The sequence below is a fragment of the Roseobacter sp. HKCCD6576-2 genome (assembly GCF_013179285.1).
Classification (GTDB): Bacteria; Pseudomonadota; Alphaproteobacteria; order Rhodobacterales; family Rhodobacteraceae; genus Rhodophyticola; species Rhodophyticola oceani.
On record NZ_WVNW01000001.1, the window covers coordinates 611,835 to 631,884 of the forward strand.

Sequence of the window (20,050 nt, forward strand, 5' to 3'; positions counted from 1 at the left end):
TGATGGCGTGGACAGGCAGGTGCCTGTTATTCTTGGTGTTTCTTGTGGTGCTGAATGACTTCAGCGATGATGAAGTTGAGGAAATTCTTAGCGAATTCCGGGTCCAGGTCGGCGCGGCGCGCCAGGTCTTCAAGCCGCCCGATCTGCGCGGCTTCGCGCGCGGGGTCGGACGGGGGAAGGTCGTGATCGGCTTTCAGTTTGCCAACCGCTTGGGTGTGTTTAAACCGCTCGCCAAGCGTGTAGACGAGGATCGCGTCGAGCCGGTCGATGCTCTCGCGGTGCTCTTTCAGAAGCGCGGCGGCGCGGGTGGTGGCGTCACTCATACGGCAATCTCCGATGGGGCAGGGTGGCGATAGACAAGGGTGCCGGGTTTGGGTTCGATCGCTGTTTCATCCAGCGTGCAGCCAAGCCGTTCGGCCAAGGCGATGGAGCGCGTATTCCCTGGCGCGATATAGCTGACCGCGGTTGTCCAGCCGAGCGTGTCATAGCAGTGGAGGCGGGCCGCCTCAGCCGCCTCAAACGCATAGCCCGCGCCTTCCGCCCCATCGAATATCAGCCACCCGATCTCGGCTTCCGGCCAGCCGTCAGGATAATAGGGACCGACAAGGCCGATGATTGCATCTTCACCGCGCCGCGTGACAGCCCACAACCCGTACCCCCGAACCTCCCAATGGCCGAGCGTCGACGCAAAATGCCGCCATGCAGCCGGGCGCGGAACATGGCCGCCTGCCATATTCGAACGTTCGGACATGTAGAACGCCGTCGTGGCCTCTGCATCTTGCGCCGCCGGGCGACGAAGCGTCAGCCGATTTGTGACAAGGGTCTGTGTCATGCCAAGGCCTCGCGCGATGGGTGGCGCCAGACATTCATTGTCCCAAAAACCTCGTGGGTGAATTGCCCATCTTGTGTGCAGCCCAAGCGTTTCGCCAGCGCCAGAGAGCGGGCATTTTTGCTGTCCACGCAGCTGATCACTGTGGACCAGCCAAGCGTCTCATAGGCATAGGTGCGCACGGCCAGCGCCGCTTCATAGGCGATGCCGCGTCCTTCGCCTGCCGCGAATAGTGACCAGGCGACTTCCGCTTCGGGCCATTCAAGGGGATGGTGCAGCCCGGTGACGCCCAAAGGTTCGTCGGTGTCCTTGTCCGCAATCATCCAGCGGCCATAGCCCCGGAGCTGCCACTGGCCGATTAGCGCGCAGAGCTGTTGCCAGGCTTGTCCGGGTGTGTTGGGACCGCCGACGAAGGCCGCCCGATCCGAACCCCGGAAATCGGCATAGGCGTCGAAATCCGACAGTTGCGGCGCGCGCAGTATGAGGCGTTCGGTGGTCACGGTGGGAATGGTCATGCCAGCGCCTCCGGCGATGGATGACGATAGACAAGAAGCGGCTCGTCTGGATCTGGACCAGCGGCGTCGGGGTCGAGCGTGCAACCAAGCCGTTCGGCCAGTGCGATTGAGCGCGTGTTTTTCGGGTCGATATAGCTGACGGCGGTGGTCCAGCCGAGGTCTTCATACGTATGACGCCGCAGCTCCAGCACCGCTTCATAAGCAAAACCCTTGCCCTCAGCCTCTTCGGTCCAAATGGTCCAGCCCAGTTCTCTTTCGGGCCAGCCTGCAGGATACCACGGACCAGCCGAGCCAATCGGCGCGCCGGTCTTGCGATCTTCCAACACAAATGTGCCGAAACCCCGCAGCGGCCAGTGGCCGGTCAGAATCGCGAGAACCCGCCACGCGTGGGTTTCGTCCTTGTCCGCGCCGCCGCCGACATATTTGGACCGATCAGACATGATGAAGGGTGCCAGTGCAGGGAAATCCGACGCGCGGGGCGCGCGGAGGATCAGCCGCTCGGTTTCCAGCATGGGCAGGTTCGAGAGCGCAACAGTCATGCAGCCGCTCCTGACCAACGTTTGGCATCGTGGCGATAGCTGTCGCAGCCCGGGAACGGGCTTTCGGTCTCGGGGTCGAGGGTCGCGCCCAGACGAAGCGCCAGCGCCCGAGAGGCGGCGTTCTTGGTGTCGATGAAGCTGACCAAGCAGGTCCACCCCTGACGTTTGAACAGCTCGGCCAGAATGGCGTGGCAGGCTTCATAGGCGTAGCCTTTGCCCTCATGTCGCGCATCGGTCAAAAGCCACGACATCTCGGGTTCGGCGAAGCTTTCGGGGTGATAAGGGCCAGCCATACCAACTGTCTCGCCTGTGTCTTTCAGCCTGATCGCATAAAGACCATAGCCGCGCAGCGCCCATTGCCCGACATAGGCCGCAAACTTGTGCCAAGCCGCAAACACCGTCATCGGCCCGCCATAGAACTCCGCCCGTTTCGACCCCAGAAAATCGAGCATGGCTTGCGTATCCGCCGCCGTCGGGGCGCGGAGCAGCAATCGCTCGGTCTGGAGAGAGGTGGACTGCATCATCTTACTTCTTCTTGCCGAACCCGCTGAGACCAGGAGGTAGCGCTGCACCGCCGCCGAGGCCGGGCAACCCGCCGGGCTGGCCCAACTGCTTTGCAGCGGCTTCGAGTGCTTTAGGGTCCATATTGGCCGGGTCCATATCTTTCAGCGCTTGCGGCGCGCCTTTGCCCATAAGGGCACCGAGGCCACCGCGCATCAGGCCCTTTTTTCCCATCTTGCCAAGTTTCTTCATCGCGTCCGACATCTGCCGGTGCATCTTCAGAAGCTTGTTGAGATCGCTCACATCCTGCCCTGCACCCGCGGCGATGCGTTTTTTGCGGGAGGCTTGCAGAAGGCCTGGATTGGCCCGTTCGCGTTTGGTCATCGAGTCGATCAGGGCGATCTGACGGCGGATCACCTTGTCATCCATGCCTGCATCGTCGAGCTGCTTTTGCATCTTCGCCATGCCGGGCATCATCGACATCATGCCTTCCATGCCGCCCATTTTTAGCATCTGGTCGAGTTGGGAGCGCAGGTCGTTCATGTTGAACTGACCTTTTTGGAAGCGCTTCATCATCCGCTCGGCCTGTTCGGCCTCGAGCGTTTCCTGCGCCTTTTCGACCAGGGCGACGATGTCGCCCATGCCAAGAATACGGCCCGCGATCCGCTCAGGTTCGAAGGTCTCGATGGCGTCCATCTTCTCGCCGAGGCCGACAAAGCGGATCGGTTTGCCGGTGACCGCCCGCATCGAGAGCGCCGCGCCGCCGCGCCCGTCGCCGTCCATCCGGGTCAGAACCACGCCGGAGACGCCGATCTTCTCGTCAAACTCTTGCGCGACATTGACTGCGTCTTGGCCGGTCAAGCCGTCCACAACCAAAAGCGTCTCGCGCGGGTTGGCCACATCGCGGACAGCGGCGGCCTGCGCGATCAACTCTTGATCGATATGCAACCGGCCCGCCGTGTCGAGCATATAGACGTCATAGCCACCAAGGCTTGCCTGCGTCTTGGCGCGCTTTGCGATGGCAACCGGGTCCTCACCTTTCACGATGGGTAGGGTATCGACACCAATCTGTCCGCCGAGGATCGCAAGCTGCTCCATCGCCGCCGGGCGGTTGGTGTCGAGCGAGGCCATCAGCACCTTCTTGCCCTCGCGCTCTTTCAAGCGCTTAGCGAGTTTCGCGGTGGTGGTGGTTTTACCAGAACCCTGCAGACCGACCATCAAGACCGGAGCGGGTGGGTTGTCGATCTTCAGCGCGCCAGGGTCACCTTCACCGGTCAGGGTCGCGATCAACTCATCATGAACGATTTTAATGACCTGCTGACCAGGCGTAACCGATTTCGTAACGGCCGCCCCAGTTGCCTTTTTCTCAACCGACTTGATGAAGGCGCGGGCGACGGGCAGCGAGACATCGGCCTCGAGCAGCGCAACACGCACCTCACGCATCGCTGTGCGGACGTCATCCTCCGACAAAGCGCCCTGTTTGGTGAGGCGGTCGAAGACGCCAGACAGGCGTTCGGAGAGATTTTCAAACATGGGCGCGGGCCCCTTCTTCTCAACTGCGATTGTCCCTTCTCAGGTAAGGGACAGGATCGAATGCACCAAGGCCCCCGTGGGCGAAACCTCGCTGACGGGGGGCGATCCTGAAACACCCAGGACCGGAGCGTTGATGCGTCCGGATATGTTGGGTGGGCGTTTACGCGCGCGCGGTAGGTGGAGTCAAGTGCACTGCACCGTCAGCATCGTGACATCCCCCGCCAGCATATCGGCGCCACTGGCATGAAGTGAGAAGGCCCGGCGCAGGTCCATCCGGTCCCAGTCTTCCTGAGTCTGGGGCGGGGCAACATTCTCGCGCGATCCGGGCGGCCCAAACAGCGTCAGCGCCATCGGGCCGTCGAAAGACACACCCGCCACGCTCAACCCTTCGACGTGATGCGCATAAACGCCGACCAAATCGGCGGCATTGCCACGTGAGGTGGTGATCAAGGTCCAAATCGGGCCCGAGATACTGTCGCCCAATACCATCTCGCCCGAGGCCAAATGCGCGGTCGAGCCGCCCTCTTGTCGGAAGCTCTGTCCGACGGTGGTGTATTCGGCAGACCCGTTCAAAAGCGTGCCCGGGCGAATTTCGCCAACGCCCTGGGTCACCTCGATGGTAAAATCGAGAGAACAGGTCTGCGCCAGCGCAAGGCCTGGGAACAGGCAGAGGCATGACGCGAGAATAGGCTTCCACATGGAGGGAAGCCTATCATCGTTGGATCAAAACGCAATTCGCGGGGCGTCAGGCCGCAATTTGCAGCGCGTCGAGCTGTGCTAGGGCTGTCTGCATAGAAGCATCGGCATCGACCATAAGCCGGTCGGCGGTGACAAATTCCACATCATGAATGCCGATGAAACCCAGCACATGGCGGATATAGCCCGTTGCGAAGTCGATCGCGCTACCGGCTTCGGTGCCGCCGGAGGCCACGGCCACAACGGCGCGTTTGCCCTCAAGCAGGCCTTTCGGGCCTTGTTCTGTATATTGGAAGGTCACGCCAGCACGGGCGACCAGATCGACCCAGGCTTTCAAAGCTGCGGGCACACCGAAATTGTAGATTGGCAGGCCAATGATCAGCGTGTCGGCGGCTTTGATCTCCTCAATTAGCGTGTCCGAGAGGGCGAGCTTGGCCTTTTGTTCGTCGGTCCGCTGCTCGGCGGGGGTAAAGTTCGCGCCAACCCAGTCCTCATCAATCAGGGGCAGGCCCTCGGCGAGATCGCGTGCGGTGACATCGGCCTCTGCGAACCGGGCGATAATTCGATCGGATAAATCGCGCGACACCGAGCCGTCGCGGCGGGCGGATGCATCGATGCGGAGAATGGAATGGGTCATGGTGTCGGGTCCTCTCGGAAATGGGATATCGTGGTGGGAAGAAATTTGGCCCTTGCGAGAATGAACACAATATGCCCAAATATACGTTCTTATGTGTGGGAGTGCACAGATATGTCCTTTGACCATTGGGATGAGATTCGCACCGCGTATCAAGTTGCGCGGATGGGTACGGTGAGCGGTGCGGCGGAAGTCTTGGGTGTCCACCACGCGACGGTGATCCGCCATATCGATGCGCTGGAGGGGCGCCTGGGCGCAAAGCTCTTTCAGCGCCACGCGCGTGGTTATACCGCGACGGAGGCCGGGCAAGACCTGCTGCAAGTCGCCGCCGGGGCCGATGATCAATTCTCGCAGCTTGCGGGGCGGATCAAGGGTCGGGGCGATGAAGTGACGGGCGAGTTGATCGTGACCTCGCTGGAGTCGCTCTCACCGCTTTTCATCCCGGCAATCGGCAAGTTTCAGGAGGAACACCCCGAACTCCGCGTCCGTTTGGTCACCGATAGCCGCCTGTTCCGCTTGGAATACGGCGAGGCGCATGTGGCGATCCGGGCGGGCACGCTGCCGGACCAGCCTGACAATATCGTGCAGCCGTTTTTTACCCAGACGATCCGGCTGATGGCGCATAAGGCCTATGTCGAAAAATACGGGATGCTCGACGATACCAATCTGGATCAGCACCGGTTTATCGGCTCGGTCGTCGACACGCCGCGCGCACCTTTTCTGCGCTGGATGACGCAGATGGTACCCGATGAGAGCATCTATTTCCGCACCAGCGAGATGCGGGCGGTGAAAGATGCCGTCATGGCGGGGATCGGCATCGGGTTTCTGCCCGGTTGGGATCGCGATGGTGTGGAGGATCTAGTCGATATGTTGCCGCCCTTGGAGGAATGGTCGGCCAAGCTCTGGCTGGTGACCCATATGGATTTGCACCGGACCGCCAAGGTTCAGACCTTCCTGCGCTTCTTGAAGGAAGAGGTGAAAACCTGGCCGGTGGAGTAGCCCGTGCCGCATGCGATTTCTGCCGCAAGGCAAGGGCATTTGGCGATGCTGGCGTTTTCGGCTCTGGTTGCCGGATCCTTCTCGCTCGGTGGACAGATTGCAAATGAGATTGCGCCAACAGCGCTGAACGGGGTCCGATTTGCGCTGGCTGCGGCGGTGATCGGGGCCGTGATCGCGGCGCGGGGCGGCGGGTTTCGAACCGTCGCCGTCGCGCCGTGGCGGTATCTGATCTTGGGCGGACTCTTTGCAATCTATTTCGTGACCATGTTTGAAGGGTTGAAAACCGCGCCGCCGATCTCGGCGGCGGCGGTCTTCACCCTGACGCCGGTGATGGCGGCCGGGTTTGGCTGGCTCATGTTGCGCCAAATTACGACGCCGCGCATCGCTCTGGCGCTCAGCATCGGCGCGGCTGGGGCACTTTGGGTGATCTTTCGCGCCGATCTCTCGGCCCTATGGGCGTTTGAGATCGGGCGGGGCGAGTGGATCTATTTCTGGGGCTGTGTGTGTCACGCGGCCTATACACCCGCCGTGCGGCTCTTGAACCGTGGTGAGCCGGTCTTGGTCTTCACCTTCGGCACTTTGGTGGCCTGTTCGGCGCTGGTCTTGATCTGGGGTTGGCGTGATGTTGTGGCGACCGATTGGAGCGGCCTGCGCCCATTGGTTTGGATCACATTGATCTATGTTGCGGTGTTCGCCAGCGCGCTGTCTTTCTTCCTGGTGCAATTCGCCACCCTACGCCTGCCAGCCGCGAAGGTCATGGCCTACACCTATCTAACGCCAAGCTGGGTGATCCTGTGGGAGATCGCACTTGGGCAGCCGGTGCCACCGGTTTTGGTGCTGGGCGGCATCGCGTTGACAGTCATGGCTTTGCTGATGCTCTTGAAAGACGACGCCACCGCTTGACGTGGGTCAAGGAAAGGCGCGCGCAATCTGCCATTAAACTTGCGGTTGAAAGGAGGGCTTTGCGATGCCTGCAGCAACCACCCGCGATGCGCTGATCGCCGTCACTGTCAAAGACTACGCCAAGCTTGAGAAGCTGATCGCCGATATCCCCGCCGGTTTGGCGGAGCGGAAGCTTGAGGACGACACGTCGATCAAGGATGTGATTTGCCATCGCGCCCATTGGGGCGGGCTGTTCTTCAAATGGATCGATCAGGCTGCGGCCGGCGGGCCGGTGCATATGCCCGATGAGGGTGTGAAGTGGAACCAGCTCAAGCCTTACAACGCCGATCTGCGGGAACGCTATGCCGATCTGTCGTGGGACGACGCCAGGGGCTGGCTGGCGCGGGAACATGAAAGGTTGCTGGCCTTCATGGAGGCGGGCACAGATGAGAGCCTTTATGGCGGGCCTTTTCCCACCACGTCGGGCTGGACCACGGGGCGCTATGCCGAGGCAAGCGGGCCCAGCCACTACCGATCTGCGGCGAAATTCATCCGCGCGTGTTTGAAGAAGGCCGGATGAAGCGTCACTCGGCCGGTAAATCTCGCACCCGAGCGCGCATCTCTTCGGGGAAGGCCGAGAGCGGCACACGGGTTAGATCATAGATGATCGTGCCAAGCGGGGCGGGCAGGGCCACCATCTGCTGCAGGCTATCGCCCGCACAGGTATAGGTGATCACCGGATTGAAGGTTTGCGGGCCAGGCGGCGGGGCAAGGGGCGCGGTTGCGCTCCCGCCTTCGGATGTCACCGTCATCTGCCCCGTCAGACCGCCTTCACCGCCCGGCAGATGGCAGATGTCGAGCATGCCACCCATTGCGGAGAGGTAACCGGCGCTGCTGATGGTCTGGGCATTCATCTCCATATGCGTCACATGCCCGTGCTCATCCTGGAAGACCGCATTGCCATCTGCGCCCATCGGGAAGGTTTCGAAAAACCCGTCTTCGTAGATGATCATCGCCACGGGGCGCCCGAAATCACTGAAATTGGCGCGCACATTGTTGGGCATGGAGCGTAACATCCGTTCCATGGCCTCGGGGATCGTGCTGGAGCCAACCCAAGCGCCGACCACACATGTTTCGATCGGACCTACGGGGCCTTCACAGGTTTGGGTAAGTGCCGGGCTGGCCAAAGTGGCGGCGAGGATCGCGGGAATGAGCGCGCGCATGGGCATCCTTTCAGGTCTTAGATCAGTCTTACATAAGACGCGGATCCTGTCGCCTGCGTTCAATCAGTGCCCAATTCGCGCTCCAGAAAGGCTTCAAACGCATCCAGGTTCACCGGTTCGAACTGTCCGAACCCTTGCATCCAGACGGAGGCATCTTTCATCGCGTCTGGATCGAGCTTGCACCACTTTACCCGGCCGCGCTTCTCCTGCGTGATCAGGCCCGCGCGGGTCAGGATCGTCAGATGTTTGGAAATCGCCGCGAGCGACATCTCAAAAGGCTCGGCCACGTCGGTCACCGCCATATCGTCCTCCAAGAGCATCGATAGAATCTGCCGCCGGGTTGGATCGGCCAGCGCGGCGAATGTGGTGTCGAGACGGTCAGACATGACGTCGCTTAAACGCAGGCAAGGCCCAATCGTCAACCATTTGGTTGAATATGGTCTTGGTTGCTGTGTGAGGGGTCGCCTTTGTCGCACGGATATTATATTGAGTAATATCAATATCTTATGGACTACGTGAGAGCGTCTTTCGCGCGTTGACTCTGATCCCTGCGCGGCCTAGCTTCCGCCCGAACCTCAAAGGGGTGTCCTGCCGATGCCTGACCAGCCTGATCCCGACCGCCTCAAGGCACTCGAGGAGCGGCTGGCCAAAGCAAAAGGCACGCAGGAGCCGAAGCCCCATATGGAGGAACATTATTCTCAGGCGCAGATGGCCTGGCGGATGGTGATAGAGTTGGTGGCCGGTCTCGGGATCGGATTTGGCATCGGCTACGGGTTGGACGTTCTCTTGGGCACCCAACCTTGGTTGATGGTGGTGTTTACGCTTCTCGGCTTCATCGCCGGGGTGAAGACGATGATCCGCTCCGCGCAGGAAATGCAGCGCGGGGCAGAGGCGAAAGACAAAGGGGAATAAGACGTGGCAGCGGATACGAACGCATCGGCAGAAACCAAACCAGCTTCTGGCGGGTCGGGTAAGATCATCGCCTATGGTCTGATCGCGGTAGCTGCGGTTCTGTTTATCCTCGGCCTGATGGACGACTATGAGAGTGGTCTTTCGATCCACCCGATGGATCAGTTCATCGTCGCGCCCTTCTTTGGCGGCGACACCGTGCATTGGTACACGGTGAGCAACACGACGGTCTGGATGGGTCTAGCGATCTTGGCGGTTGTCCTGCTGATGGTGGTCGGCACCCGCGGGCGTGCTGTGATCCCAAGCCGGGCGCAGTCGATCGCCGAGCTGGCCTATGGTTTCGTCCGCAAGATGGTGGAAGACGTGGCGGGCAAGGACGCGCTGCCGTATTTCCCGTATATCTTCACGCTGTTCCTCTTCATCCTCTGCGCCAACTTCCTGGGCCTGATCCCCGGCAGCTTTACCTCGACATCGCATATCGCGGTGACTGCCGTAATGGCCGCCGCCGTCTTCATCACCGTGACGCTGCTGGGCTTCATCAAAAACGGCGCTGGGTTCCTCAGCCTGTTCTGGGTCTCCTCCGCGCCGCTGGTGCTGCGCCCGATCCTCGCTGTGATCGAGTTGATCTCTTACTTCGTGCGCCCCGTGAGCCACTCCATTCGTTTGGCCGGCAACGTCATGGCGGGCCACGCGGTTTTGAAAGTGTTTGCCGGGTTTGCCGGTGCGCTTGGCGCCGGTGCCGTGGCGCCGATCATCGGCGTTGTTGCAATCTACGGGCTGGAGGTGCTTGTGAGCGCGATCCAGGCCTATGTGTTCACCATTCTGACCTGCGTCTATCTGAAAGACGCGCTTCACCCGCATCACTAACGCGGGTCTGGTCAGGGTTCAGAAATCTCAGCCAATTCCAACGTAAGGAGAAACGAATATGGAAGGCGATATCGCAAACATGGGTCAATTCATCGGTGCAGGTCTGGCCGCGATCGGTTCGGGCGCCGCTGCTATCGGTGTGGGCCACGTGGCCGGTAACTTCCTGGCGGGCGCGCTGCGCAATCCGTCGGCTGCCGCTGGTCAGACCGCGACGCTCTTCATCGGCATCGCATTCGCAGAAGCGCTCGGGATCTTCGCATTCCTCGTCGCTCTGCTGCTGATGTTCGCCGTCTAAGCCACCCGAACCTTCCTTACGCCCGGGTCATCCGCAATGGCGGGTGGCCCGGTGTAATCCCGGTTCCAGGAGGATAAGATGGCCGACGAAGCGCACGGAGCTGCTGACGCCGCGCCCGGCATGCCACAGCTCGATTTTTCGACTTTCCCGAACCAGATCTTCTGGCTCGTGGTCACGCTTGTCGTGATTTACCTGGTCCTGTCGCGCATCGCGCTGCCCCGGATCAGCGCGGTTCTGGCCGAGAGGCAGGGAACCATTACCAATGATTTGGCCGCCGCCGAGGACCTGAAACGCCAGGCCACCGAAGCGGAAGAGGCTTATAACAAGGCGCTTGCCGATGCCCGCGCCGAGGCGCAAGAGATCATCGCCGCGACGCGCGTCGAGATCCAGGCCGAGTTGGATGAGGCGACCGCGCATGCGGATGCCGAGATCGCCGCGAAGGCCAGCGAAAGTGAAGCCCGGATCGGTGAAATCCGTGCCGGTGCGCTGCAAAGCGTTGAAGAAGTGGCGCGCGACACGGCGGTTGAGATCGTCGGGGCTCTGTCTTCGGGTGCGGCGGACGCATCCGCCGTTGAAGCGGCGGTGGCCGAACGGATGAGAGGAGGCACCCAATGATGCGTCTTGTGACTCTCGTGGCGGTCCTTCTGGCCGGTCCTGCCTTGGCTGCTGACGAATATGGCGGCTATGGGTTCACCTCGCTTTTCAACACCGACTTCGTGGTGCTGATCGGCTTCCTGCTGTTCCTCGCGATCCTGTTCTATTTCAACGTGCCGTCTCTGTTGGGCGGGTTGTTGGACAAACGCGCGGAGCAGATCAAAGCCGATATCGATGAGGCCCGTGCCCTGCGTGAAGAAGCGCAGACGATTCTGGCGTCTTACGAGCGTAAGCAACGGGAAGTGGCCGAGCAATCGGAGCGGATCGTGGCGGCCGCGCGTGAAGATGCGGCGGCGGCTGCGGAGCAGGCGAAAGAGGATTTGAAAGCCTCGATCGCGCGCCGCTTGCAAGCCGCGGAAGAGCAAATCGCCAGCGCCGAGCAGTCGGCTGTTCGCGATGTCCGGGATCGGGCCGTGGAAGTGGCGATTGCCGCAGCGGCGCAGGTGATCGCGGCGCAGACCACTGCGGCGCAGGCCAACAAACTGATCGACAGCGCGATTGCGGATGTCGAGGCGAAGCTGCACTAAGCGGCACTGACCGAATTTGATATGCAGAGGCCCTGGCAGATCGCCGGGGCCTTTGCTTTTGCGGGTCAGGTGCCGAACTTGTCGGACCAGCACGGCATCACATCGCCCGGCGCCGGGCGGGCGTGATAGACGCCCCGCGCGATCGCGCGCGACAAACAGAGCGCGGCGGCATGGCCCAAGCGAAGCAGATCGGCCTCTGCTTCTTCTAGGGGTTGCGCACCGGTGGCGGCGGTAAAGACGAGATCGCCATCCATCGGCGTGTGGCTGGGGTAGATCGCGCGGGCCATTCCGTCATGGGCGGCCACCGCCATGCGTTTGGCCTGCGCTTGGGTCAGGGCGGCGTTGGTGGCGACAATCGCGATTGTCGTCGCCTGACCACCGCCTTTGATCGGTGCGGGCGCGGCGGGATCAAAACTCGGGGCCGGGCCGAACTCGCCGAACTCCGCATCAAACTCAAACGGCGCGGCCCAGAACTGTGGCCCCTCGCCAACTGTCACCCGGCCAAGCGCGTTGACCGCAACCAAAGCGCCAACCGTATAGGGGCCATGCTGCAAGGAGGCGGAGCCAAGCCCGCCTTTCAGATCTGCGATCAAAGCGCCTGTGCCCGCGCCAACACTGCCTAGTTCGAAGTCGCGCGACGCGGCAGAGAGCGCCTCCGCGCCAAGACGCTTATATGGGTTCTCGGGCCAGTCTTTGTTCCCGCCATTGATCAGATCGAAGAGGATCGCACCGGGCACAATCGGCACCCGTTGATCGCCGACGGGGAAGCCGCGGCCTTGCGCCCGAAGCGCATCGGCCACGCCCGAGGCTGCATCCAACCCAAAGGCCGAGCCGCCGGAGAGCACCAGAGCGTCGACCTCCTGCACCGTCTTGTCCGGTGCGAGCAGATCAGTCTCCCGCGTCCCAGGCGCGCCGCCCATCACATGCACCGCAGCGGTGAACGGAGCCTCGCCGACCATCACCGTGGTGCCGGTCTTGATGCCGTCATCCTGCGCGTTGCCGACGCGCAGGCCAGGTACATCCGTGATCAGGTTCTTGGCTCCAGGTCGCATCAAGGTCTCTCCGGTTTTGCTGCGGTTCAGATGCAGCGCCCGCCATCCACTTCCATTGCAACGCCGGTGATCATGCTCGCTTCATCCGAGCAGAGATAGAGCGCGGCATTGCCCATATCCTCGGGCGTTGAAAATCGACCAAGCGGGATTGTCGCCAGGAACTTCGCGCGGATTTCGGGCGTGTCCTCGCCCATGAAGCTTTTTAGAAGCGGCGTTTCCCCCGCGACGGGGTTCAAGGCGTTCACCCGAATGCCCGAGGGCGCCAGCTCCACGGCCATGGCTTTGGTCGCGGTGATCATCCAGCCTTTGGATGCATTGTACCAGTTGAGCCGGGGGCGGGGCGAGACGCCAGCGGTCGAGGCAATGTTCAAGATCGCACCCTTTCCGGCCTGTTTCATCGCTGGCACGATCTCGCGCGCGGTCAGATAGACCGATTTCGCGTTCACCGCCAAAACCCGGTCGAAGTCCGCCTCGCTGACCTCCTCCAAAGGGGTCGGCAGATGGGTCACTCCCGCATTGTTCACCAGGATGTCGATCTGCCCCCAGGTGTCCATCGCGGCCTTGGACATCGTAGCGACCGATGCGCCGTCGGAGACATCCACAACCTTGGCGATCCCACCGATCTGCGAGGCGACGCTCTCCGCCGCTTTGCCATTGATATCGGCCACCATGACCGCGGCCCCTTCACGGGCAAAGGCTTGCGCGATACCTGCCCCAAAGCCGGAGCCAGCGCCCGTTATGATCGCGGTTTTGCCCTCAAGCCTCATACTCATCTCCATCCCTTACCCATGCCACGCCGCCACGGTCTTCAACGTGGAAAACCCATACAGCGCCTCGAAGCCCTTCTCGCGACCATGGCCGGATTTGCCGACCCCGCCAAAGGGCAGTTCGACGCCGCCCGCGGCCCCATAGTTGTTCAAGAAAACTTGGCCCGCGCGGAGTTGCTTTGCCAGCCGCATCTGCCGACCGCCATCCGCAGACCAGACCGAGGCGACCAGACCGTAATCCGTGCCATTGGCGATCTCGATAGCGTGGTCCTCGTCTCGGAAGGGCAGGATAACCTGAACCGGGCCAAAGATCTCTTCCTGCGCCAGAGGATGATCCGGCGCGAGGCCGGTGAGGAGGGTTGGGCGGAGGTAATGACCACTTGCGGGGGCGTCTTCCGCGATACTGCCCTGGGCCAGAATCTGGCTGGCGTCTGCCCGTGCGAGATAGGATTGCACGATCTCTTTCTGACGCTCTGAGATCAACGGGCCGACGTGCAAATCCGCGCTGGCGGGTCCTACGGTGAGCGCTTGATAGGCGGCGGCCATCCGGGCGCAAACCTCGTCATAGAGCGGTTCTTCCACCAAAATGCGCGACGAGGCCGAACAGGTCTGCCCGGCGTTCTGAATGCCCGCGTTGACCAGGAACGGCAGGGCGCGGTCCAGATCGGCGTCGGCAAAGACCAGTTGTGGAGATTTGCCGCCCAACTCCAGGGTGACGGGCACCACGTTTTCCGCCGCAGCCGTCTGGATCAGTCGACCGGTGCCGACCGACCCGGTGAAGGAGATATGCTGCACACCGGGATGTGCCGACAGTGCCGCGCCAGCTTCCGCGCCCAGACCGGGCACAACATTGAGGGCACCTGCAGGGAGTCCTGCTTGATGGGCCAAATCGGCGAAAGCCAGCGCTGTCAAACACGCTTCTTCCGCCGGCTTCAAGACGCAGGCATTGCCCATGGCCAGCGCCGCGCCAACCGAGCGGCCGATGATTTGCATTGGGTAGTTCCACGGCACGATATGGCCGGTGACGCCGTGCGGTTCGCGCAAACTATAGACGGTGAATCCATCCTGAAACGGGATCGTCTGCCCCATCACCTTGTCGGCGGCACCGGCGTAGAATTCCATATAGCGTGCCAGGGCGATGGCATCATTTCGAGCCTGGGTCAGTGGTTTGCCGACATCTTGCGCCTCCATTGCCGCGAGCGCCTCGGTTTTTTCCTGCACCAGAGCGCCAAGGCGTGCCAGGATACGACCCCGTTCAAAGGCAGGCATGCGGCCCCATTCGCCGTCGAGCGCGGCTTGCGCGGCGTCCACCGCGGCGTCGATATCGGCCTTGGTACCGCGTGCGATTTGGCCGATGGTTTCACCCGTTGAGGGGTCTTCCACCGGCAACGTCCCACCATTGGCGGGGCTGCGCCAGGCGCCCCCGATAAACACCTTTGCGGTGTCAAACCAAAGCGTCACGAGGCGTCTCCTTTGCGATGTCGAGCACTGGCGCGGCGGCCAATAGCTTCTGGGTGTATGAGTGGCGGGGCGCGCTGAACACGGTTTCGGTGTCGCCCTCTTCCACGATTTTTCCGGCTTGCATCACCAATACCCGATCAGTGATCGCGCGGACCACGGTCAGATCGTGGCTGATGAAAAGGTAGCTCAGCTTCAGCCGTTCCTGAAGGTCGGCCAACAGGTCGAGTATCCGCGCCCGGACCGAGACATCGAGGGCCGAGACCGCCTCATCCAGCACAATGATATCGGGATGGGTGATCAAGGCGCGGGCAATTGCGATCCGCTGCCGCTGCCCACCGGAAAACTCATGTGGATATTTCGTCATATCATCGGGCGAAAGCTGCACCGCGCTGAGCGCCTCGGCGACCCGATCCCGCCGTTCGGCCCCCCTTGGTGGCGTCGGCATCAAATGGAAGGGTTCGGCCACCAATCGCTCCACCCGCCAGCGCGGATTGAAGCTGCCATAGGGATCCTGAAACACCACCTGAATGCCAGAGCGGAGCGCGTTTGGCATCTCGGGGCCGACCTCTTTGCCAAAGGCAGTGATGGCCCCGCCTTGCACCGGCTCCAAACCCAGGATCGCGCGGGTCAGCGTTGACTTCCCGCAGCCGCTTTCGCCCACCAGCCCGAGGCTTTCCCCCGCATGGAGGTCGAAACTCACGCCATCCACGGCGCGCACGGGTGCGCCGCGCTGAATGAGTCCGTTGCGCCGTCCTGGATACGTTCGCACCACATCCCGCACCTGCAAAAGCGGCTCGGGTGCGGCCTGATCCTGCCGTTCTGGCTGGTGCGACGACGCCTCGAAAAGCGCGCGCGTATAGGGATGCCGTTGCTCCCGCAGCACGTCGGCCGTCGGTCCTTGCTCCACAATCTGACCGGTTTGCATCACCGCGATCCGATCGGCCATATCGGCCACGACGGCCAGATCATGGGTGATCAGCAGGAGTGACATGTCCTCCTCCGCGACCAGCTCTTTCAGGAGATCGAGGATTTGGGCCTGGGTTGTGACATCCAGTGCCGTTGTGGGCTCATCTGCAATCAGGAGCCGGGGATGAAGCGCGATCGCTGCGGCGATGCAGACCCGCTGCCGCTGCCCGCCCGAGAGCTCATGCGGGTAGCTGTCCATCCCGATATGAGAGAGCCCGACGCGGTCTAGCCGATCCCGGGCAATGCGTCGCGCCTCCGACGGTCTCGCGGCCTGGTGGATCAGAAGCGTCTCGGCCACCTGATCGCCAATGGTCTGCACCGGGTTCAGGGCGGTCATCGGTTCTTGAAAGATCATGCTCAACTCATTGCCGCGCAGGGCACACATTTGAGCTTCGGATTGGGTCAATAGGTCGATTTCATCCAGGCGCGCTTGTCCCGCGAGTTCTGCGCCATCCGGCAAAAGTTGCATCAGCCCCAAAGCGGTCATCGATTTGCCGGAGCCGCTTTCGCCCACAAGGCCGAAAATCTCGCCTTTGCCAATTTGCAGCGACACGTCCGACAGGATGGGCGTGCCATGGATCGTAAGGTTGAGGCGTTCAATCTCGATCATCCGCGCCCCCTTCTCAATCGCGGATCAAGCAAGTCGCGCAAGCCGTCCCCCATGAGATTCAACCCCAACACCATCAGGACAATCGCCAGACCGGGGAGCACAGCCAACATCGGGTGGGTGTAGATCATCGTCTGTGCTTCGGCCAACATGCGCCCCCAAGATGGCGTCGGCGGCTGCGCACCCAGGCCGACATAGGAGAGCGCGGCCTCGGCCAAGATACCGAGCGAAAACTGGATCGTCGCCTGCACGATCAACAGATTGGCGATATTGGGCCGAATATGTTCGGCGCTGATCCTGAGCTTGCCCTTGCCGGCAGTCCGCGCCGCAAGGATGTAATCGAGGGTCCAGAGCGACAGTGCACCACCGCGTGCGACTCGGGCGAAAACAGGGATGTTGAAAATCCCGATGGCCAGGATTGCGTTGAGCGCCGAGGGGCCGAACACCGCCGTAATCAGGATCGCGATGACAAGGCTAGGGAAGGCAAAGATCAGGTCGTTGCCGCGCATGATGACCTCATCCAAGAGGCTGCCGCGCGTTGCAGCGGCGGCGAGGCCAAGTGGCACGCCAAGCACAATGCCGATGCCGACAGCGACCAGCGCGACCGCGATCGAGGTGCGGGCGCCGACCATGAGCATCGAAAGGATATCCCGACCGAATTGGTCCGTGCCCAACACAAATGCGCCGCCCGCGGGTTGTAGCCGGTTGGCGATGACCAGATTGGTCACGTCATGCGGGACCCAGAGGAAACTGACCAAGGCCGCGAGCAGAAACACGGCTGACACCGCTGCGCCAAAGATCAAGGAGGCAGGCAAACGGCTCATTTTCGGCGCAACCTCGGATCAACGGCGGCATATGCGATGTCGACCAGAAACGTGACCAGGATCACGGCGAAGACCAGAAGCATGGTGACACTTTCAACGACGACCAGATCGCGTTGGGTGATGCCTTGGAAGATCAACCGACCCAGCCCAGGCAGGAAGAACACATTCTCGATGATGATCGCCCCGGCCAGCAGAAACGAGAATTGCAGCCCGATGATGGTCAGCACCGGGATCAGCGCATTGCGGAGCGCATGGCGCAGCACCGCTTGCCGCCGGGAGAGGCCTTTCGCGCGGGCCGTGCGGATGTAGTCTTGGCCCAACGTGTCCAACAACGCCGAGCGCATGACGCGCGCCAAGATTGAGGCTTGCGGCAAGGCCAAGGCAATTGCGGGTAAGGTCAGCGCTTTGATCGCGGCCATTGGATCTTGCCAGCCGGGAAAGCCGCCTGCTGAGAACCATTGCAGGTTCACCGCAAAGACCAAGACGAGCAGCATCGCGAACCAGAAATTCGGCACCGCGATGCCGAGTTGCGTTCCGCCCATAATGCCATAGTCCGTGACGGTCCCCCGCCGGGAGGCTGCAATCAATCCGATGGGAAAGGCCAGGAGCGTTGAGAGCGCCAGGGCGTATCCGGCCAGCGGGAGGGATACCCAGAGCCGATCCAAGATCAGCTCCGAAACCGGCACGCGATAGGTATAAGACGTCCCGAAATCGCCGGTCAGCATGCCGCTCACCCAGCCCCAATAGCGCTCCGCCAATGTGCCGCCCAAGCCCAACTCTTCTCGCAAAGCTGCCACATTGGCTTCGGTCGCGTTCAGTCCCAACATGAAGGCTGCGGGATCGCCGGGAATGACTTCGATCACCAGAAAGATCACCAAGCTGGCCGCAGCCAAGCTGAGGCCAAGAGAGATAAACCGGCTGAGAATAAAGCGCAGCATGATGCGGAGGTTAGACGCGCCCAAGGGGAGGTGCCAGAGCAGAGTTGACAGAAGGGGCGCTTCTGCGGCGGAGTAACAGAAGGGGGACGATGAGATGATGCGATTGCCGGTTTGGGCGCGGTTTGGCCTGATCAACGGAGTGTTGCCGTGGGGGATTGCGGCGGTTCTGGCGGGGGTGACGCTGAGCGCCGCAGTTTCAGTGATCGCGGTTTATGTCGCGGCGATGCTGATCTTGATCCTGAATGTCGGTCATTTGAGAGCGACTCCGGCGTGGCGGGGCCTCTTTTTTGTCGTGATGTTGGCCAATCTGCTCTGCACTATGCTGTTCGCGAATGTGGCTCTGGTCACCGCCTTTGGATCAATCTGGTTGGCCCTGCGCGTGGCGTTTGGATTTGCTTGAGAACGTGGGCACGGATGAGGCGTCAGCGAACCGGCTCATGGCGTTGCGGACGATCATCGATGCGTCCGGAGCGAGCGCAGCTTGCCTCACGGAGATCGAAACGATTGAGTTTTATACGGGTCTCGAGCTGAGCGGACCGGCGAGCGACAGTGTTTTGCTTGTGACAGCTGATCAAGCGTCGCTGATCGTGCCAGAAGCGGGCCAGATAGCACAGCAGCGGGCTGCGAGTGTCGCGATCATCCCCCAATCCCTGGGAACAACATGGACGTATATCGGCGAGATGATCGGGCCCGGACGCACCATCGGCGTGCAAGCCGGGGCGATGGATGCGGTGTCGGGCGATGCACTTCGTGCGGGTCTCACGCCGGGTGATGTGATTGACCTGACCGATGCTATCACGCGGCAGATACGAGCGCTTTCCGAGCCGGATTAGTGTGGAGAGGGCTGCGTCTATAGCTCTACCCGCACCTCATGCAGCCAGATTTTCGGCGGGCGCGACAACATAAAGACGACGACATCCGCCAAATCCTCTGGCTCCGTGAATATCTGGTTTGGCACTTCCTCGCCAGCCTTTGCAAACATCTGCGTGTTGGTGCCGCTTTGATAAAGCCCGGCCACGCGCACGCCGGTTTCCGCCTCATCTTCTTTCAGCACATCAGTGAAGCCGCGCACGCCATATTTTGTGGCGGAATAGACCGATTGACCGGCCTGCGCGATGACACCGGATTTGGACGCGATGTTGAGAATGGCCGCCTCGTCGCGCGCCCGTAGATGCGGCAGTATGTGCCGGGTCAATTGCATCAACGCGGTCAGGTTGGTCTGCACCGTGGCCACAAGAAGATCGGGTGAGATACTGTCGAGCGGACCAGCCTTATGCCAAATCCCGGCATTGTTGATCAGGATGTCGACTGCATCGAAATCCGCCAAAATCGTCGTGGCGGTCGCGTCCAGTGCGGCGCTGTCGGTCAGGTCGAAGGCATAGGCGCGAGCCTCTTTGGCCCCGGCGGCAATGGCCTCTGCGACAACACGGTCCAGCCGCTCGGCATTCCGGCCCAAGATCGCCAAGCGGCACCCCTCCGCGGCGAGTTTGAGCACGATATGCCGCCCGATGCCGTCACTTCCGCCGGTGACAATCGCCGTCTTTCCCTTGAGCTGCATATCTCCGTGTTCCTTTGCTTGCGGATGTGTCGCGCCTGCCTAGCATGGGCACCGAGGGCATGAAAACCGACGGGTCGGCTCTTTCGCTCCAGGATCGGGAGCCAGAAATGCGAAGAGATCGCGTTGGCATATCGGAAGCTCCCATCGGCTTGGCAAAAACAGATTTGCCTTGGCGGGCAGTTTGGTTGGCGATCAGGCGTGTCGATGCCTGGGCTCGATGGCCGTAAGCCGGTGATTGTTCACCATTTCATAAAACTGAAACATTTCCGTTACG

General features: G+C 61.6%; 27 protein-coding genes. 10 read left to right on the forward strand and 17 right to left on the reverse strand.

Annotated features, from left to right (window positions below):
* Nucleotides 1–26: 26 nt before the first annotated feature.
* The 8 genes from GTF44_RS02985 to GTF44_RS03020 form a co-directional block, all read right to left on the reverse strand.
* Nucleotides 27–323: a chorismate mutase gene (locus GTF44_RS02985; RefSeq protein ID WP_145212227.1), complete on the reverse strand. Its 297-nt coding sequence runs from the start codon at nt 321–323 to the stop codon at nt 27–29.
* Entirely contained in the window at nt 320–832 is a 513-nt protein-coding gene (locus GTF44_RS02990) for a GNAT family N-acetyltransferase (protein WP_171557410.1), read from the reverse strand. The genes GTF44_RS02985 and GTF44_RS02990 overlap by 4 nt, the downstream gene beginning before the upstream one ends.
* The gene (locus GTF44_RS02995; RefSeq protein WP_171557412.1) at nt 829–1,344 is read right to left on the reverse strand and encodes a GNAT family N-acetyltransferase; all 516 of its coding nucleotides are present in this window, start codon (nt 1,342–1,344) and stop codon (nt 829–831) included. Before GTF44_RS02995 ends, GTF44_RS02990 begins: the two co-directional genes overlap by 4 nt.
* A complete protein-coding gene (locus GTF44_RS03000; protein ID WP_171557413.1) occupies nt 1,341–1,883 on the reverse strand; it encodes a GNAT family N-acetyltransferase in 543 nt (180 codons plus the stop codon). The genes GTF44_RS02995 and GTF44_RS03000 overlap by 4 nt, the downstream gene beginning before the upstream one ends.
* Nucleotides 1,880–2,407 (reverse strand): GNAT family N-acetyltransferase, encoded by a 528-nt coding sequence (locus GTF44_RS03005; RefSeq protein ID WP_171557415.1) that lies wholly within the window; start codon nt 2,405–2,407, stop codon nt 1,880–1,882. Before GTF44_RS03005 ends, GTF44_RS03000 begins: the two co-directional genes overlap by 4 nt.
* A 1-nt stretch (nt 2,408) precedes the next feature.
* Nucleotides 2,409–3,917, reverse strand: coding sequence for a signal recognition particle protein (gene ffh, locus GTF44_RS03010; RefSeq protein WP_171557417.1), 1,509 nt, complete (start codon nt 3,915–3,917; stop codon nt 2,409–2,411).
* A gap of 183 nt (nt 3,918–4,100) precedes the next feature.
* Complete coding sequence (locus tag GTF44_RS03015) at nt 4,101–4,616, reverse strand: hypothetical protein (protein WP_171557419.1); 516 nt, start codon at nt 4,614–4,616, stop codon at nt 4,101–4,103.
* 46 nt (nt 4,617–4,662) lie between these two features.
* Nucleotides 4,663–5,250: an FMN-dependent NADH-azoreductase gene (locus GTF44_RS03020; protein ID WP_171557424.1), complete on the reverse strand. Its 588-nt coding sequence runs from the start codon at nt 5,248–5,250 to the stop codon at nt 4,663–4,665.
* A 111-nt stretch (nt 5,251–5,361) separates the two neighbouring features.
* On the opposite strand from GTF44_RS03020, the gene GTF44_RS03025 reads away from it, so the two are divergent.
* The 3 genes from GTF44_RS03025 to GTF44_RS03035 all read left to right on the forward strand — a co-directional run bounded on the left by GTF44_RS03025 (nt 5,362) and on the right by GTF44_RS03035 (nt 7,708).
* Entirely contained in the window at nt 5,362–6,246 is an 885-nt protein-coding gene (locus GTF44_RS03025) for a LysR family transcriptional regulator (RefSeq protein WP_171557426.1), read from the forward strand.
* A 45-nt stretch (nt 6,247–6,291) separates the two neighbouring features.
* Nucleotides 6,292–7,149 carry a DMT family transporter gene (locus GTF44_RS03030; RefSeq protein WP_171558577.1) on the forward strand — a complete coding sequence of 286 codons (858 nt, stop codon included), beginning with the start codon at nt 6,292–6,294 and terminating at the stop codon, nt 7,147–7,149.
* Nucleotides 7,150–7,213: 64 nt separating this feature from the next.
* A complete protein-coding gene (locus GTF44_RS03035) occupies nt 7,214–7,708 on the forward strand; it encodes a ClbS/DfsB family four-helix bundle protein (RefSeq protein WP_171557428.1) in 495 nt (164 codons plus the stop codon).
* 4 nt (nt 7,709–7,712) lie between these two features.
* Here the strand turns inward: GTF44_RS03035 and GTF44_RS03040 are convergent, their stop codons facing one another.
* Both GTF44_RS03040 and GTF44_RS03045 read right to left on the reverse strand, forming a co-directional pair.
* A complete protein-coding gene (locus GTF44_RS03040) occupies nt 7,713–8,351 on the reverse strand; it encodes a hypothetical protein (protein WP_171557430.1) in 639 nt (212 codons plus the stop codon).
* Between the two features lie 59 nt (nt 8,352–8,410).
* A complete protein-coding gene (locus GTF44_RS03045) occupies nt 8,411–8,737 on the reverse strand; it encodes a metalloregulator ArsR/SmtB family transcription factor (RefSeq protein ID WP_171557432.1) in 327 nt (108 codons plus the stop codon).
* A gap of 208 nt (nt 8,738–8,945) precedes the next feature.
* Here GTF44_RS03045 and GTF44_RS03050 point away from each other — a divergent pair, with 208 nt between their 5' ends.
* From GTF44_RS03050 to GTF44_RS03070, 5 genes are all read left to right on the forward strand, one after another.
* Complete coding sequence (locus GTF44_RS03050; RefSeq protein ID WP_171557433.1) at nt 8,946–9,263, forward strand: AtpZ/AtpI family protein; 318 nt, start codon at nt 8,946–8,948, stop codon at nt 9,261–9,263.
* 117 nt (nt 9,264–9,380) lie between these two features.
* Complete coding sequence (locus GTF44_RS03055) at nt 9,381–10,127, forward strand: F0F1 ATP synthase subunit A (protein WP_145217321.1); 747 nt, start codon at nt 9,381–9,383, stop codon at nt 10,125–10,127.
* Between the two features lie 58 nt (nt 10,128–10,185).
* The gene (locus GTF44_RS03060; protein WP_018302205.1) at nt 10,186–10,422 is read left to right on the forward strand and encodes a F0F1 ATP synthase subunit C; all 237 of its coding nucleotides are present in this window, start codon (nt 10,186–10,188) and stop codon (nt 10,420–10,422) included.
* Between the two features lie 78 nt (nt 10,423–10,500).
* Complete coding sequence (locus GTF44_RS03065; RefSeq protein WP_171557435.1) at nt 10,501–11,037, forward strand: F0F1 ATP synthase subunit B'; 537 nt, start codon at nt 10,501–10,503, stop codon at nt 11,035–11,037.
* A complete protein-coding gene (locus GTF44_RS03070) occupies nt 11,037–11,603 on the forward strand; it encodes a F0F1 ATP synthase subunit B (RefSeq protein WP_171558578.1) in 567 nt (188 codons plus the stop codon). Before GTF44_RS03065 ends, GTF44_RS03070 begins: the two co-directional genes overlap by 1 nt.
* Before the next feature lie 65 nt (nt 11,604–11,668).
* On the opposite strand, the gene GTF44_RS03075 is transcribed toward GTF44_RS03070, so the two are convergent.
* Genes GTF44_RS03075 through GTF44_RS03100 form a run of 6 tightly spaced genes read right to left on the reverse strand, consistent with a single transcriptional unit; the run spans nt 11,669 to nt 18,218 of the window.
* Nucleotides 11,669–12,655, reverse strand: coding sequence for a P1 family peptidase (locus GTF44_RS03075; protein ID WP_171557437.1), 987 nt, complete (start codon nt 12,653–12,655; stop codon nt 11,669–11,671).
* Nucleotides 12,656–12,681: 26 nt separating this feature from the next.
* Nucleotides 12,682–13,422 carry an SDR family oxidoreductase gene (locus tag GTF44_RS03080; protein WP_171558580.1) on the reverse strand — a complete coding sequence of 247 codons (741 nt, stop codon included), beginning with the start codon at nt 13,420–13,422 and terminating at the stop codon, nt 12,682–12,684.
* Nucleotides 13,423–13,437: 15 nt separating this feature from the next.
* Nucleotides 13,438–14,883, reverse strand: a complete 1,446-nt coding sequence (locus GTF44_RS03085; protein WP_171557438.1) for an aldehyde dehydrogenase family protein — start codon at nt 14,881–14,883, stop codon at nt 13,438–13,440.
* A complete protein-coding gene (locus tag GTF44_RS03090) occupies nt 14,867–16,459 on the reverse strand; it encodes an ABC transporter ATP-binding protein (RefSeq protein ID WP_171557440.1) in 1,593 nt (530 codons plus the stop codon). The genes GTF44_RS03085 and GTF44_RS03090 overlap by 17 nt, the downstream gene beginning before the upstream one ends.
* On the reverse strand, nt 16,456–17,280 hold the full coding sequence (locus tag GTF44_RS03095; RefSeq protein ID WP_171557442.1) for an ABC transporter permease: 825 nt from the start codon (nt 17,278–17,280) through the stop codon (nt 16,456–16,458). Before GTF44_RS03095 ends, GTF44_RS03090 begins: the two co-directional genes overlap by 4 nt.
* Nucleotides 17,277–18,218 carry an ABC transporter permease gene (locus GTF44_RS03100; RefSeq protein ID WP_171557443.1) on the reverse strand — a complete coding sequence of 314 codons (942 nt, stop codon included), beginning with the start codon at nt 18,216–18,218 and terminating at the stop codon, nt 17,277–17,279. Before GTF44_RS03100 ends, GTF44_RS03095 begins: the two co-directional genes overlap by 4 nt.
* Nucleotides 18,219–18,312: 94 nt before the next feature.
* Between GTF44_RS03100 and GTF44_RS03105 the strand changes: the two genes are divergently transcribed.
* Nucleotides 18,313–18,618 (forward strand): hypothetical protein, encoded by a 306-nt coding sequence (locus GTF44_RS03105; RefSeq protein ID WP_171557445.1) that lies wholly within the window; start codon nt 18,313–18,315, stop codon nt 18,616–18,618.
* Nucleotides 18,611–19,051: an aminopeptidase P family N-terminal domain-containing protein gene (locus GTF44_RS03110; protein WP_171557447.1), complete on the forward strand. Its 441-nt coding sequence runs from the start codon at nt 18,611–18,613 to the stop codon at nt 19,049–19,051. The genes GTF44_RS03105 and GTF44_RS03110 overlap by 8 nt, the downstream gene beginning before the upstream one ends.
* Nucleotides 19,052–19,068: 17 nt before the next feature.
* On the opposite strand, the gene GTF44_RS03115 is transcribed toward GTF44_RS03110, so the two are convergent.
* Nucleotides 19,069–19,776, reverse strand: coding sequence for an SDR family oxidoreductase (locus GTF44_RS03115; RefSeq protein WP_171557448.1), 708 nt, complete (start codon nt 19,774–19,776; stop codon nt 19,069–19,071).
* Nucleotides 19,777–20,050: the final 274 nt, after the last annotated feature.